This window comes from Nocardia exalbida NBRC 100660, assembly GCF_000308575.1.
GTDB lineage: Bacteria > Actinomycetota > Actinomycetes > Mycobacteriales > Mycobacteriaceae > Nocardia > Nocardia exalbida.
The window spans coordinates 152,845-167,909 of record NZ_BAFZ01000099.1 but is presented as its reverse complement, the minus strand read 5'-3'; the positions used below and the strand labels follow the sequence as shown (position 1 = coordinate 167,909).

Sequence of the window (15,065 nt, the reverse complement as noted above, 5' to 3'; positions counted from 1 at the left end):
ATCACGTCGAACTGGCCGCGGTTATCCTCGCCCCTCGACATCCCCGCAGGGCAGCGAGGCCACCTCCGACGTCCCGGAGGTCGCGTGCTTACCGGCGCTGATCCAGCCTTTCGCCCGGTACCTGTTGGTGGTGTTCGTCCGACACCGATCGTTGTGATACTGCAGGACAACCACCGGCTTCCCTTCATCGAAAGCGGGGCTGCTCCTGCGTAGCACCTGTACCCACGAGTCGCCGACCTGCGTCTCGAGCTGTACGGTGACCTTGTGCGGGTGCCAGTCGTCACCGGTGCACTGGGACGTCAGCCCCCATTCGATGTACCCGTTCACGGCCCTGATCACATGAAAGTTCCCGGCACACGCCCCAGACGCCGCAGTCGCCGTGGCCGGGCCGGTGATCACCCCCGACGCTGTAAACGCGCCGATGGCAAATGCCGTCACAACAGACTTACGAATCTTCATAGACTTCCCACCCCGATAAATTGTGTTGCGCCGTCACCCTTTCGATGTCCGCCCCGCTGAGAACTGTGGTGACACTAAATATGACGCACCGCAACGCCGACCGGTTCCATCGATCCGCGATCTTTTAGAATCCGCCCCGGGTGCCGGTTCGAACTGTCCGACCCAGCGTTATCGTTCCCGATGACGGTCGGATCATCACGGGACGTAGCTGCGGCGCGATCAGCGTGAAAGGCCGTGGGCGCGGGCGATGACGCGCTCCATGACCGTGCGGGGGAGGAGGCGGCGGAGGGTGAAGAGGGCGGGGGCGTTGCTGCCTACGGCGTAGAGGGGTTGGGGGCGGTCGGCTTCGATCGCTTTGACGATCGTGGTGGCGACCTTCTCCGGGGTGATGCCCTTGCCCTGCTTGTCGTCCAGTTTCGCCATGAAAGTTGTGAAATCGGCGGTGTGGGGGGAGTTTTCGGTGAGGTACTTGGTGCGGCGCTCGCGCAGGCCGGTGTCGATCTGGCCGGGCTCTACGGCGGTGATCCAGACGCCGAAGGGGGATTCCTCGAAGCGGGCGGCCACCGCGAAGCCGCGCAGGGCCGCCTTTGTGGCGACGTAGGACGAGCGGTAGGGCATTGGGAAGCTGGCGAGCATCGATCCGACCATGACGACGCGGCCGTACCGGCGTTCCCGCATGCCGGGCAGCACCGCTTTGGTCAGGGCGACCGGTCCGAGCACATTCAGCTGGAACAGTCGTTCGACGGCGTCGGTGGGTAGTTCGGCGAGCGGGCCCGCCTGGCTTTCGCCCGCGTTGTTCACCAGTACGTCGACCTGGTCCAGACCGGCGGTGAAGGCAGCGATCGACGCCGGGTCGGTGAGGTCGAGCGCCCGGTACTCGACGCCGGGCACGACGGCGTCGGAGCCGATGGTGGCGGGGTTGCGGCTGGTTCCGATCACGCGATATCCCCGCCCGGCCAGTGCGGCGGCCGTGGCCTTCCCGATTCCGGACGACGCACCGGTGACCACAGCGACGCGAGACATAGGGCTCCTTTCGACAGCAATATGCTGACGATATCGTCAACTACTCGGTGCGCGCTACCCGGAAGTAACTTTCTGCCGCTGACTAGGGCGTCCGGTGGGGTATGGAACCGAGCGCCACGAGTATGGCGTCGATGAGCCGTCACGTCCGCGCGGCGGCGGGAAACGGGAATACAACATGTGGTGGCGGGTCGGGGATTGCCCATTGAATTCTCCATGGCGGGTTCTGCGCCGCCCGCGGTGGCACGGTGCCGCCGCGAGCGCTCCGCTCGGGTCGATCGCGAGCCTGTGAGCTGGGCAGACGGACCCGCGCGTCGTCGTGAGATGCGCACCGGCGCAGCCGAAATCGTTCACCGGAGGGAAGTCTGCGTGGATGTCGGCGGTCGCGTGATGGGGCTAGTGTTGGCCGGCGCGGTGCAGGCCGGAGACGCTGCCGCGTTACCCCCCCGACGCCGAGGAGACTGTGGTGGTTGTCGATACCGTCCGCGAGGAACAGGCGATCCGTCAGATGACGGAGCGGCTGGTCGAAAACTACACCGAGACATATTCTCCCGAGCATATCGAGAGCACCGTGGGCGCGGCCCGGCGGAAGTTCGCGGGCCATCCGGTGCGGCAATTCGTTCCGATCCTGATCGAGCGAGTGGTGCGACGGGAGTTGGAGAAGTCCCCCGAAGCGGAGGTCCAACCCGCCACGGTCCCGATGGACAAGACGCCCGAGCCCTCCGCGAGCCCTTCGGGGCCACTGTCGCGGCTGCGTGACTTGGGGTCGTCGAAGAAGCGTTTCGCACCCTATGCGGTGGGCGCCGTCGTCATCCTGACGGTGATCGCCGTCGTTCTCGCCGTGCGGCAACCCGGTCCCGAAGCGCCCGCGGCCGCTCCGGCTCCCGGCGCGCCGCTCACGGTTGTGCGCGGCGTGGTCGGGTCGGAGAAGATGCCGTTCTTCCAGGACCAGAAGGTGATCGACGCGCTGGCGCGAGGCGGCGTGCGCGTTGAGGTCGAGCCCGCCGGGTCGCGCCAGATCGCCACGTCCATCGATCTCGCGAAATTCGACTTCGCCTTCCCATCCAGTGAGCAGGCGGCCGAGCGAATCCAGCGGCAGCGCAATGTGACCGCCAAGTACACGCCGTTCTCCTCGCCGATGGCCGTCGCGACGTTCGCGCCGATCACCGATCTGCTCACCCGGGCGGGCGCGGTGCGCCCAGGCCCGGTGCCGACGCTGGACCTGCGCCGCTACCTCGAACTCGTTCGCAACGGCACGCGCTGGGACGAGCTGCCCGGCAACACCGCCTACCCGGTGCGCAAGAACATCTTGATCTCCACCACCGACCCGCGTAGCTCGAATTCCGCCGCCATGTATCTGGCCGCGGCGAGCTATGCCGCGAACAACAACGCGATCGTGCAGGGACAAACCGCCGAGCAGGCCGTCCTGCCCGCGGTGTCGCGGCTGTTCGTGGGCCAGGGCTACACCGAGAACACCACCGAGGGCCCGTTCAACAACTACCTCGCCACGGGGATGGGCCCGACGCCGATGGCGTGGATCTACGAGGCGCAGTACGTCGAGGCGCTGGTGCGCGGCCAGATCAAACCCGGGATGACGCTGGTGTACCCCTCCCCGACGGTGCTGTCCCGGCACACGCTGGTGCCGTTCGGCGAGACGGGTGACCGGCTCGGTCGCCTGTTGTCCACCGACCCGGAGTTGCAGCGGCTGGCCGCCGAGCACGGCTTCCGGACCAACGACGGCGCCCAGTTCGCGAAGGTCGCCGCCGAACGCAACGCTCCGGTGGCCGCGGATCTGCTGGACGTCGTCGCCACCCCGACCTACGACACGCTCGAGCACCTGCTCGAGGGAGTCACCAAGACCTACAACTGAAGCCGGGGGCGGCGGTTTCGGTGTAGATGATGCGGGCATCCTCTCCGCATCAGGTACCGGAAGAAAAGTCCGGTATCGCGGCGGGAGGAAACACCGGTGACAGCGGACGACGGGCCATGGGAGATCCCTCCGATCGATAACGCTCCGGACATCGCGCGCGACCCCGCGCCCGCGCCCGGAGCGACGATGGCCGACACCAGGAACTGGCCGGGCTACGGGTTGCTGCTGGTCGCGGCGGCAGTGGCGATAGCCGCCGCGGTACTGGCGGGCTGGGGGCTCGCCCAGCTATCGGCCGTAGCCGCGATCATCGCGGCCGTCTTCCTGGTGATCGGGGTGGGCCTGATCGTGCTGGAGCAGGTGCGCGCACGAGCGCGGGCCCGCGAGCACGCCGAGCAGCCTGCCGAGCGGGCCACCGTCCCGCCGGGGTACTGAGCCTCCTCAATCCCGGGGCAGGAAACCGGACTCGATGAACTCGCGGACGAAGGTGTCCACCACCGTGCGGTCCACCTTCGGGCAGTCCACGCCGGTGCCCGCCAGCGCCGCGCGGGTGTGCTCGTCGGCCCAGTCGAGGTGACCGGCGAGTTCGGCGAAATCGTGACTCAGCAGCGCCGCGCGCACCAGCGAATCGTCGCCGAGCGCGTCCCGGCGGCGCGCTTCCCTGACCAGACCCGCGCGCACGGCGTCCTCCGGCATCGTCGCCACCGGCAGGCCGTGGGCGCGCAGACTGGCGAGAATGTCGCCGACCGCGACGGGGGCCCGATTGACCAGGTGGAACACGGTTTCCGGACGCGGTCGGGCCGAAATCTCCACCACCGCGCCCGCGACATAGCTCACCGGAACCAGCGATACGGTGGCGTCGCCCACATCGGGCGCCATACCGAGCATCACGGCGGCGCGGACCATGTTCCACAGCGAATCGTCCGGGCTGTTCACCCCGACCTCCGGGCAGCCGCAGATGGTGCCCGGCCGGTAGATGGCGATCGGCAGCCCGCGCTCACCGGCTTGGCGGACCAGTTCCTCGGCAACCCATTTGGACGCCAGATAGCCGTTTTCGGGCACCTGGTCGGCACGCAAGCGGACGCCCTCGGCGACCACCGGAGATTCCGGTGCAACGCCGACGGCCGCGCCCATCGTGGAGATCAGATGGAACGGCTTCACCCGGCGAGTGGTCGCCAGCCGCAACAACTCCCGGGTGCCCTCGACGTTGGCCTGCCGTAGCCGGGCGTAGGGGTCGACGTGATTGACGCGCGCGCCGTTGTGGTAGATCGCATCGATACTGTCGGCCAGGCAGTCGTAGTCGGCAGGATCCAAGCCGAGGCGCGGTGCGGTGAGATCGCCCGCGACGACGACGATCCGCTCCGCGGCGGTCGTCCCGGCGAGCCGGTAGTGGTTCAGCGCACTCAGGATCCGGTCGATGCCCTCTTCGGCGTCGTCGGCGCGCACCACGCACCAGACGCGCGCCTCGGTACGATCCAGCAGTTCTTGCAGCAGGTGCGCGCCGAGAAAGCCGGTGGCGCCGGTGAGCAGGACCTCCTGCGGCGGCCCGCTGTGCGCGGGTGCGCAGCCCCCGATGCCGATTTCCGGCTCGAGGACGGCGTCGCGTTCCGGCGTCGGCGCGGCGGGCGCGCACTCGCCCGTCAGCCGCGCCGCGAGGCCGCCGACGGTCGGTGCCGCGAGAATCGCCGACATGGGCACGTCGCGCCGCAGCCGGTCCGACAGCCGCTGGTGCAAGGTGAACGCGAGCAGTGACGACCCGCCGAGTTCGAAGAAGTCGTCGCCCACCCCGATCGGGGACACGGCGAGCACATCGGTGAAGACCTCCGCGATCGTGCGCTCCAGCGGAGTGCCGGGGCGCACGCCGGCGCGTGCGGTGAACACCGGCTGAGGCAGCGCGGCGCGGTCGAGTTTCCCGCTGGTGTTCACCGGGAACGTGTCGAGCGCCAGCACTGCCGACGGCACCATGTAACCGGGCAGCACCCGGGCCACCGAGTGACGCACCGCGTCCGGATCGACCGTGGCCCCCGGTGCGGCCACCACGTAGCCGACCAGCCGGTCTCCCGCATCGGAGCCTTTGACCGCCACCGCGGCCCGGCCGACCGCCGGATCGGCCAGCAAGGCCGCTTCGATCTCGCCGAGTTCGATGCGATGGCCGCGGACCTTGACCTGGAAGTCGGTGCGACCCAAGTAGTCCAGGGTGCCGCCGCGGTTCCACCGCACCAGGTCGCCGGTCCGGTACATCCGCTCTCCGGGGTGCAGCGGATCTGCGACGAACCGGCCCGCGGTCAGGCCGGGCGCGCCGTGATAGCCGCGGGCCAGCTGAACGCCACCCAGGTAGAGTTCGCCCGCCACGCCCACCGGAACCGGCCGCAAACGGTCGTCCAGGACATGGCAACGCGAATTCCATTCCGGCACACCGATGGAGACGCCGGGAGCCGTGCGGTCGGCCGCCGAGACGGCGTGCCGGGTGATGCTCACCGCGGCCTCGGTCGGTCCGTACAGGTTGTGCAAGTCGGCCCGGGCCACGCTCGCGAAAGCCCGCGCGGTCTCCGGAGGCAGCGCTTCACCGATGACGAAGACCGCGCGCAGCGAGGACAGTTCGTCCTCGGTCGCGTGCTGGGCGAAGACGGTGAGCATCGCGGGAACGAAATCGGTGAGCGTCACCCGGTGCTCGGCGATCAGCCGGACCAGCGCCGCCGGATCGCGATGCTCGTCCGGCCCGGCCAGGACCAGCCGCGCGCCCGCGCGCAGCGGCAGGAAGTAGCCCCACAGGGACACGTCGAAGGTCGCGGGGGTCTTGTGCAGATAGACGTCGGTGGCGTCGACGTCGTATTCGGCCTGCATCCAGGCGAGTTGGTGCACGATCGCCCGATGGCCGACCACCACGCCTTTGGGGCGGCCGGTCGAGCCGGAGGTGTAGATGAGGTAGGCGGGCTGATCGGCGCGCCATGGCGCTCGGCGCTCGGCGTCGGTCACGGGCTCCGGACCGAAGCGGTCGAGGTCCAAGGTGTCGATGTCGTACGCCTCGGCGGCCGTGAAGCCGTCTGCGGCGGTGGTGAGCACGCATCGCGGCGCCGCCGATTCGAGCACGTAGCGGATGCGTTCGGCGGGATGGCCCGGATCGATCGGCACCCATGCCGCGCCCGCCTCCACGATCGCGTTCAGCGCGACCACCTGCTGGATCGACCGCCGCATCGCCACCGCAACGACGGTCTCCGGACCCACGCCCCGTTCGATCAGCCAGCGCGCCAGGCGGGCGGTCCGCTCGCGCAGTCGCGCGTAGGTGAGGGTCTCGGTTCCGCAGACCACGGCGATCGCGTCGGGGGTCGCCGCGGCCTGCCGCGCCGTCGCGGCGGTGAGCGGCTCGGCCGGGACCTCGTGCTCGGCTCCGGCGCCCCAGGAACGGATGCGCTTGTGCTCGACCGGGTCCATGATGTCGATGTCACCGACCACGGCACCCGGGTCGGCCGCGACCTGCAGCAGGATGCGGATGTAACCGTCGAGGAAACGTTGCACGGTGTGTTCGTCGAACAGGTCGGTGCTGTAACCGAATCGGATGATGATCTCGCCCGGCTCGCCGTCGGCGTCGCGGGTGTCGACCACACCGATGTGCAGGTCGGTCTTCGCCGTGTCGGCGTCCACGTCGAGGAACGACACGCTGGGCCCCGACAGCTCGAGGGTGGCCTGCGTGAAATTCTGGAACGCGAAGCCGACCTGGTAGAGCGGATGACGCCCGGGCGAGCGGGTCGGATCGACCGCGTCGACCACGTGCTCGAAGGGCACCTCGGAGTGCGCGAAGTTGACCAGATCCCGCTCCCTGGTGCGCCGCAGCAGGGCGGTGAAACTCTCCGCGGGCTCGATCCCGGTCCGGGAGACGGTCGTGTTGACGAACATGCCGACGACGTCGGTGAGCGCGGGCTCGGCCCGGTTCGTCATCGGCACGCCGATCGCGATATCGGTACTGCCGGACAGACGGCAAAGCAGCACGGCGAGCGCCGAGCGCATCACCATGAACAGCGTCGCCCGGTGAGCGCGGGCGACGGTGAGCAGGTCGCGATGCAGGGTCGCGGGCACCGTCCGCTGGGTGGCCGAGCCGCGCAGCGTGGCCACCGGCGGGCGCGGCCGGTCGGCGGGCAGGTCGAGTTCGTCGGGCAGGCCCGCCAGCTCGCCGGTCCAGTACGCCAGTTGCCGCGACAGCGGAGAATCCGGGTCGTCGCGGGAACCGAGCAGATCCCGCTGCCACAGGGCGTAGTCGGCGTACTGGACGTCCGGCGGCTGCCAGGCCGGAGCGGCGCCCGCGCTCCGGGCGGCGTAGGCCAGGGCCACGTCGCGGGCCAGCGGCGCCAGCGAGGACCCGTCGGCGCCGATGTGGTGCAAGGCGCAGACCAGCACGTACTCGGTGGGGGTGCGCAGCAGCCGGACACGCAGCGGCACCTCGGCCGCCACGTCGAACCCGTGCCGCAGGATCGCGCGTACCCGGCCGGGCACCGCGTTGTCGGACAGTTCCTCGACCGCGAAGTCCTCGACCACCCGTTCGGTGTCGAGGATCAACTGCCGTGGTCCGGCTTCGTCGGCGGGGTATCTGGTGCGCAACGACTCGTGCCGTTCGACGGTGTCGGCGAACGCCGCGCGCAAGGCGGGCACGTCCAGCTCCGACAGCCGCAGCGCGAAGCCGATGTTGTCCACCGAGGACGTCGTGTCGAACTGGTTGCGCAGCCAGAACCGCAGCTGGGCGGGGGACAGGGGGATGCGTTCCGGCCTGGTTCGCGCACGCAGAACCGGGCGCGCGGTATCGAATTGCTGTGAGCGGATCGCCTTCGACAAGCCCGCGACGGTGGGATGGTCGAACACCAGTCGCGGCGGAATGCGCAGCCGCCAGATTTCGCTCAACCGCGCGGCGACCTGCGTCGCCAGCAGCGAATTCCCGCCCGCCGCGAAGAAATCGGCGTCGGCGCCGAAGCGCTCCCGGCCCAGCACGCGGGCGAGGACCTCGGCGACCGTTTCCTCGCCGAGGTCGGCGGCGGGCCGATAGTCCGGCTCGTCGATGGCGCGCAGGCGCAGTGCGGGCCGATCGGCCTTGCCCGTGGGAGTGCGCGGGATCCGTTCGACGACGGTGATCGTGTTGGGCACCATGTACTTCGGCAGCAGCGCGGCGAGCGCGTCGGCCAGAGCGGTGGGGTCCGGGGCGTGTCCCGGTTCGGGCTGGACGAACGCGGCGAGCGTGGTCTCGCCCACGGCGGTCTTGCGGTCGACGGTCACCGCCAGCCGGACGCCGGGCTGCGTCGACAGGATCGCGTCGATCTCGCCGAGTTCGATCCGGAAGCCACGGACCTTGACCTGGTCGTCGGCCCTGCCGAAATAGTCCAGATCACCGCTGGTGGTGCGCCGGACGAGGTCGCCGGTGCGGTACATCCGGGAACCGGGCGGTCCGAACGGATCGGCGAGAAATCGTTGCGCGGTCAGATCGGGGCGTCCGTGATATCCCCGCGCCACGGCGGGGCCGGCCACGTACAGCTCGCCGACGACGCCGATGCCGACCGGCCGCAGCCGGTGGTCGAGCACCTGGCAGCGCGTGCCCGGCACGGCAGATCCGATGGTGACCGGTGTGTCCGGCGACAGCGCCGGGCTGAGTGTCGCCACGATGGTGGATTCGGTTGGGCCGTAGGCATTGTGGAACAGGCGGCCGTCGGTGGCCCAATGCTGCGGCAACATCGGGGGACAGGGCTCACCGCCGACCAGGACCGACCGCAGGGCCGGCAGTCCGGCCGGCTCGATCGTGGCCAGCGCGGACGGGGTGAGGAAGGCATGGGTGATCGCGTGCCGCGCGAGCAGTTCCACCAAGGCGGTGCCGCCGTAGAGGCCGGGCGGGGCGATCACGAGGGTCGCCGCGGAGCAGATCGCGAGGAGCAGCTCCAGGATCGAGGCGTCGAAGCTCGGTGACGCGAAGTGCAGCACCCGCGAGTCTTTGTCCAACCCGTGCCGCGCGGCCAATTCGGTGCACAGCGGGGCGAGCCCGGCATGGGTGACGGCGACGCCTTTCGGGCGTCCGGTAGATCCCGAGGTGTAGATCAGGTAGGCCGCGTGGGTGGCTCGAATTCGCGCCGTCCGTTCGAAGTACGCGATCGGGTTCGCGGGGTTCGCGGCTACCCGCGCGATCACTTCCGCGTCGTCCAGTGCGAGCCAGTGCACCTCGGTGGGCAGCGTCGTCGCGAGCCCGGTTCGGGTCAGGCCCAGCGATGCGCCGCTGTCGATCACTTGGAACGTGATGCGCGACAACGGAAGCGCCGGATCGATCGGGACGAAGGCGGCGCCGGTCTTGGCGATCGCCCACACCGCGAGAACCGATTCGATGGATCGCGGAAGCGCCACCGCCACAACCGTTTCGGGCCCCGCGCCCGCGGCGATCAACGTGCGGGCCAGCCGGGAGGAGCGGGCGTCGAGGTCGCGGTAGGTGATCGTGGTGTCGCCATCCAGAACCGCGACGCCGTCGGGATTGTGCTCCGCGGCAGCGGCCAGCAAGGCGGCGAACGTCGGCGTGGCGGAGTCGGCTGATCTGCGGCGACGGCTGTTCCGAGCGGGTGGACGAGGATTCCGGATACCGCTGGTCATATCTTCGTCCCGTTCCGCGTGGCAGTAACGCGCCAGATGCTATAGCCGTGCGGCGGGATTCTTCACCGATGAGAAGGCGGCTGCACCGGCTTCGCGTCGGATCGGCCGGGACGCGCCGAACCGGCTGGGCCCCGTCGGATCGGCTGGGTCGCGCTGAGCCGGGTGTCGGCCGGAACCGTTACCCGTCAGCGGGTGCCGTGCCCCTGACAGGCGGTCAGCGCGGTGTTCTTGGTGGCGTTGAACCGGTCGATCACCGCGTTCAGAGTGTCGGTGTCGGCGCGGCGGGCCAGCGTGTCGGCCAGGGCGTTCGTGTCGTCGCGGTAGGCGCGCAGTGGGTCGGCGACCACGGACGGCACCTCTCTGGTCACCTTCTGGTCGACCGAGCGCGCGTTGTTGCGCAGCGTCGACACCGCGGTGTCGGCTTTGCTGTTCGTATCGGGATCGCCACGGCCTTTGGCGTTGCTGGCATCGATGTAATCGTTGAATGCCCGTACCGAGCTGCCGTTCGCGGCCAGGAAGGCGTCGCACGCCGATCCGGTCGCGCGTTCGACGGCCGCGGCTCTGGACGACGAGGCGGCGGCCGAGGAGGAAGTGACCTCCGAGGCGTACGCGGCCAGGTCGGTCCGGTTGACCTCCGCCGTGCCGGAAACTTGCTGTGCGCAGGCGCCGATGAGCAGCACGCCGGCCGCGGTGGCCACCGCGGCCGCCAGCAGGCCCGCGCGTTCGAGTCGTCGCATGGTCGGTCCCCTCATTCCCCTCGAAAGTCCGGCCGGGACAGCAGGCGCGCCGGACATTCCGACCGTACGTCGCGTGGGCGGGACACGCCCGCCCGCGCCGATATCGATGGCCAACCGATATCGGCGCGGGGTGGGGTTCAGCGCTGGCCGAGCATGGTGCGCATCTGCTCGATCTCGGTCCGCTGAGCGGCGATGATCGCCTCGGCGAGCGCCTTCGCGTCGGCATTTCGGCCTTCGGCCAGTTCCGTTTCGGACATGGTGATCGCGCCCGCGTGGTGCTCGATCATCATGGTCAGCCACTGGCGGTCGAAGTCCGGACCGGAGGCCGCCTGCAGCGCGGTCATCTGCTCGGCCGACATCATGCCGGGCATCCCGTGGCCGCCGTGCCCTTCGTTCGCGGTGGGAGCCGGCTTGCCGAAGCTTTGCAGGAGGGCGGTAATCTGCTGCATCTCCGGCGCTTGAGCTTGCTCGACCTGCGTGGCGAGCGTCCGCAACTGCGGGTTGTCGGTGTGACTCGGCACCAGCCGCGCCATCTCCACGGCTTGGGCGTGATGCGGATACATCATCTGCAGAAACATCACGTCGGCGTCGTTGTACTCCGCGCGTGCGGGTGCGCTCGTGACGGCCGAGGCGGTTGTCGAGGTGCCGTGCTCGGTGGTGTGCCCGGTGTCGGCGTCGCCGCATCCGGCGAGGCTCACCGCTGCGATCGCGGCGAGGGCGAGGATCGAGCGGGTGCGAGTGATGAACATGGGTTGCTCCTTGCGAGGTGCGAAGTCTGAGGGACGGAGTGGACAACGCCGCGACCGTGGTTCGGACACACGGCCGCGGCGGACCTGTCAGATCCGCAGAATCGCCAGTTCGGCCAAGGTGAGCATGGTCCATGGCGGTGGTCGTTCCCGTCGTGCCCGCCAGTGCCGCGGCCGCGCCGCGCCGCCGCCGGGACGATCGACAGCCATCCGGTAGAGCAGCACCAACGCGGCCAGCGCGCTCAGGCCGGTCAGGATGAACACACAGCTGTGCAGCGCGCTGTGGGCGCCGTCGCACCCGCCGCCCGCGCAGTGCGGGAGTGTTACCCGTGCGGGGCTGTCGGATGCCGAGTGGCTCGACCGGGCTACATCGTGACCGGTGGTATCACGGACTGCGGCATGCCGTGCGAGGCCGTGGGCCGGTGCTCCGGACGCGAGCGCAGGCGCGGCGTGCGCACCGGCGGCGTGGACGTGGCCCGAGGACCCGAAGACCGCCGAATGCATGACGACCACCCCGGCGAGCAGCGCAAGCATCCCCAGCAGCCGGGCAGGCCCGGTGGCGTCGAGTATGCGGCGTTCGACCACGAGCGCACAGTCTACCCCTGCTCGCATACCCGTTGGTGGTACCGGTATCTAGGGGTGCGCGATGTCCACGACGAGCCGGGTCGGGTTGGAGAGCGCGGTGACGGTGAACGGGGGCCGGTCGGCCTGTATACCGATGAACGACTGCGTCACGCCCTCGAACACCGTCGTCCGGTAAACGCCCGCGATGCCGGGGACCTCCGGGTTCACGGCTGGGTCGGGGCCCTCGTACGGCGTCACGCCGCTGTCGAACGGGTAGGCCGACCCGAGAATGCGCACTTCCAGGATCGACCGCCCCGCCACGTCCACCGGATTGCCGCTGCCGTCCTGCACGGCACGGTCGGTGTACCGGACGAGCCAGCCGGGCGTGCCGACCCCGCCGAGGTCGTAGACCACGCGATCGAAGCCGGGCTGGCGCCCCAGGCGAACGTCGGTCACCGTGAGCGCGGCGTCGCCGGAGGGCTTGCCCTGCTTCGGTGCGGTGTCCCCCGGCACAGGGGCTTGCGCGACCGCGGCGGGCGTCGCGGTGCTGGAGGCGACCGGGAGGCCCGGTTGCGAGTCGCCGTCACCGCAGCCCGCGAGCAGTGCCGTCGCGACCGCGACCATGAGCACCATCCTGTTGCGCATGGCCCGATGCTACTCAGCGAAAAGCGCCGGATGGCGTAACCGGAGGGCGTTGCGGCTGATTCGCCTGTCGTCGGCCACGGCATGGCGGCGAGCGGCAGCGCAGTGCCCGCCGAACCGCTTGTCCCGCAGCGGTTCAGTGCGCGAGCCGCGCTGTGGAGAAGGCCGCGAGAACGATTGGGCGGGGTGGGCGCGACTGTTCGGCAACGATCTAGCACACTTGAGGTGTGGGAGATGTCGAGGACGTACTGAGCCGGCTGCGGCGGTATCCGGACGTGGAGGCACTGAACCTCTACGCCGTGGACGCCGCCGATCGGCTGATCCTCGACGTCGCGGCCGATGCCCTGGCGACTGTGGATAGCGGGAAGGTAGCCGTTATCGGTGACGCCTACGGTGCGCTGACTCTCGGCGCCATCGCGGGGCACGATCTGCGCGACGTCCGGGTGCATCAGGATCTGCTCACCGGTGAGCTCGCCCTTGCCAACAACGCTCGCGCGGCGGGTCTGTCCGATCGCTATACGGCGCACCCGCTCGGCCCCGGGTTGCTGCGTGATGCCCGGGTGGTGCTGCTTCGCCTGCCCCGGGTGCTGGCCGGGCTGGCCGAGGTCGCCGATGCCATCGCGCGGTACGCGGATCCGGCGGTCGAGGTGTTCGCGGGCGGGCGGGACAAGTATCTGACCAAGTCGATGAACGACGTTCTGGCGCAATCGTTCTCCGAGGTGCGCGCCAGCCGTGGCAGGCAGAAGTCGCGAACGCTGCTGGTGGCCGGACCCAAACCCGTTTCGGATCGGCCGTTTCCGGTGCGCGATCGGCTGGACGAACTCGGTCTCGATGTGGTCGCGCACGGCGCGGCCTTCTCCGGGGCGCGCCTGGACATCGGCACCAGATTCCTGCTCGAGCACCTGAAGCTGATGAAGCCGGACGCCCGCGACGCCATCGATCTCGGCTGCGGCACCGGCATCCTGGCCGTCGCGCTGGCCACGGCGCGGCCGGGCATCAAAGTGACCGCCACGGATCAATCCGCGGCCGCGGTCGCCTCGGCGCGGGCGACCGCCGAGGCGAACGGCGTCGCCGACCGGGTGTGCGCCGTGCGTGACGACGCCATGTCCTCCGCCGCGGACAACAGCGCCGACCTCGTGCTGTGCAATCCGCCGTTCCATGTCGGCGCGGCCGTGCACACCGGATCGGCGATCAAGATGTTCGCCGAGACCGGGCGGGTGCTGCGCCCGGGCGGAGAGCTGTGGACGGTGTACAACTCGCATCTGAACTATCGGGCCGTGGTCGAACGGATGGTGGGCCGGACCGAGGTGGTCGGCCGAAACCGGAAGTTCACCGTGACTCGCTCGGTGCGTGGCCTGCACGACTCACGGCAGCGGTAGAGTCCGAATTGTCCGTCTCGGCGAGACTCTCCGGGAACTCGCGACGGATGACAAACGTTGGACAGGGCAGTTGGATATCGAGTGAACGAACTCGATGAACAGCGGCAACGACTCCAGAAAGGGACGCCGTTCACATGCGTACCACGAGCAATCCGGTTTTCAGGAACCTGCCAAGGCAGGAGGGCGGTGGATACGCCAGCTTCGGTTCGGGCGTGACCTCCGCGGGCCAGTTCGGCAACCAGTACGGCCAGTATCCGCAGCAGTACGGCGAGCACCCGCGGCCCTATCAGCAGGCTCCGGCCACCACCCGGTCGATGACCATCGACGACGTGGTGACGAAGACGGGTATCACCCTCGCGGTGCTGGCCCTGTCCGCCATCGTCTCCTACGGCCTCACCAACGCGAACACCTCGCTCGCGCCGTTGTTCGTGATCGTCGGCGGCTTGGTCGGCCTGGTGCTGGTGCTGGTGGCGACCTTCGCGAACAAGATGGACAACCCCGTGCTCGTGTTGTCCTACGCCGTCGCCGAGGGCCTGTTCCTCGGTGCGCTGTCGTTCATGTTCACCAATGTCGAGTTCGGCGGGGTCGGCGGTAGCGCGCTGATCGGTCAGGCGGTGCTCGGCACGTTCGGTGTCTTCGCGGGCATGCTGGTGGTCTACAAGACCGGTGCCATCCGGGTGACGCCGCGCTTCACCAGGATCATCGTCGGCGCCATGATCGGCATCCTGGTGCTGATGCTGGGCAACCTGGTCGCGAGCTTCTTCATCGACGGCGGCCTCGGCCTGCGCGACGGCGGCCCGCTGGCCATCGTGTTCAGCCTGGTGGTCATCGCCATCGCCGCGTTCAGCTTCCTGCTCGACTTCGACGCCGCCGATCAGCTGATCCGCGCGCAGGCTCCGGAGCGGGCGGCCTGGGGCGTGGCCCTCGGCCTCACCGTCACCCTGGTCTGGCTGTACGTCGAGATCCTGCGGCTGCTGAGCTACTTCCAGAACGACTAGCCATCCGGCAGAAGGGCGGTCACCGGAGTTCCGGTGACCGCCCT

10 protein-coding genes are annotated in these 15,065 nt (G+C 69.4%); 4 read left to right on the top strand and 6 right to left on the bottom strand.

Features of this window, described 5'->3' with window-relative positions; translation table 11 throughout:
* Positions 1-678: 678 nt before the first annotated feature.
* A complete protein-coding gene (locus ON29_RS23995) occupies positions 679-1,482 on the bottom strand; it encodes an SDR family oxidoreductase (RefSeq protein WP_040869647.1) in 804 nt (267 codons plus the stop codon).
* Between the two features lie 463 nt (positions 1,483-1,945).
* On the opposite strand from ON29_RS23995, the gene ON29_RS23990 reads away from it, so the two are divergent.
* Positions 1,946-3,349 (top strand): three-helix bundle dimerization domain-containing protein, encoded by a 1,404-nt coding sequence (locus tag ON29_RS23990; RefSeq protein ID WP_245549086.1) that lies wholly within the window; start codon positions 1,946-1,948, stop codon positions 3,347-3,349.
* 96 nt (positions 3,350-3,445) lie between these two features.
* Positions 3,446-3,781, top strand: a complete 336-nt coding sequence (locus ON29_RS23985) for a hypothetical protein (protein WP_051175533.1) — start codon at positions 3,446-3,448, stop codon at positions 3,779-3,781.
* A gap of 6 nt (positions 3,782-3,787) precedes the next feature.
* On the opposite strand, the gene ON29_RS23980 is transcribed toward ON29_RS23985, so the two are convergent.
* From ON29_RS23980 to ON29_RS23960, 5 genes are all read right to left on the bottom strand, one after another.
* Positions 3,788-9,865: a non-ribosomal peptide synthetase gene (locus tag ON29_RS23980; protein WP_051175532.1), complete on the bottom strand. Its 6,078-nt coding sequence runs from the start codon at positions 9,863-9,865 to the stop codon at positions 3,788-3,790.
* A 275-nt stretch (positions 9,866-10,140) separates the two neighbouring features.
* Positions 10,141-10,692, bottom strand: coding sequence for an Rv2240c family protein (locus ON29_RS23975; RefSeq protein ID WP_040869757.1), 552 nt, complete (start codon positions 10,690-10,692; stop codon positions 10,141-10,143).
* A 137-nt stretch (positions 10,693-10,829) separates the two neighbouring features.
* Positions 10,830-11,441: a DUF305 domain-containing protein gene (locus tag ON29_RS23970; protein ID WP_040869646.1), complete on the bottom strand. Its 612-nt coding sequence runs from the start codon at positions 11,439-11,441 to the stop codon at positions 10,830-10,832.
* Positions 11,442-11,528: 87 nt separating this feature from the next.
* Complete coding sequence (locus ON29_RS34000; protein WP_051175531.1) at positions 11,529-12,023, bottom strand: hypothetical protein; 495 nt, start codon at positions 12,021-12,023, stop codon at positions 11,529-11,531.
* A 48-nt stretch (positions 12,024-12,071) separates the two neighbouring features.
* Positions 12,072-12,647: an AMIN-like domain-containing (lipo)protein gene (locus tag ON29_RS23960; protein ID WP_040869644.1), complete on the bottom strand. Its 576-nt coding sequence runs from the start codon at positions 12,645-12,647 to the stop codon at positions 12,072-12,074.
* Between the two features lie 224 nt (positions 12,648-12,871).
* On the opposite strand from ON29_RS23960, the gene ON29_RS23955 reads away from it, so the two are divergent.
* Positions 12,872-14,023: a class I SAM-dependent methyltransferase gene (locus ON29_RS23955; RefSeq protein ID WP_040869642.1), complete on the top strand. Its 1,152-nt coding sequence runs from the start codon at positions 12,872-12,874 to the stop codon at positions 14,021-14,023.
* Positions 14,024-14,157: 134 nt separating this feature from the next.
* On the top strand, positions 14,158-15,021 hold the full coding sequence (locus ON29_RS23950; RefSeq protein ID WP_040869640.1) for a Bax inhibitor-1/YccA family protein: 864 nt from the start codon (positions 14,158-14,160) through the stop codon (positions 15,019-15,021).
* The last annotated feature ends 44 nt before the right edge of the window (positions 15,022-15,065 follow it).

Excerpts from the sequence above, each read along its gene's own strand:
- ON29_RS23960 (WP_040869644.1), bottom strand. The coding sequence starts at position 12,647 with ATGCGCAACAGGATGGTGCTCATGGTCGCGGTCGCGACGGCACTGCTC.
- ON29_RS23950 (WP_040869640.1), top strand. The coding sequence starts at position 14,158 with ATGCGTACCACGAGCAATCCGGTTTTCAGGAACCTGCCAAGGCAGGAG.
- ON29_RS23970 (WP_040869646.1), bottom strand. The coding sequence starts at position 11,441 with ATGTTCATCACTCGCACCCGCTCGATCCTCGCCCTCGCCGCGATCGCA.
- ON29_RS23995 (WP_040869647.1), bottom strand. The coding sequence starts at position 1,482 with ATGTCTCGCGTCGCTGTGGTCACCGGTGCGTCGTCCGGAATCGGGAAG.
- ON29_RS23975 (WP_040869757.1), bottom strand. The coding sequence starts at position 10,692 with ATGCGACGACTCGAACGCGCGGGCCTGCTGGCGGCCGCGGTGGCCACC.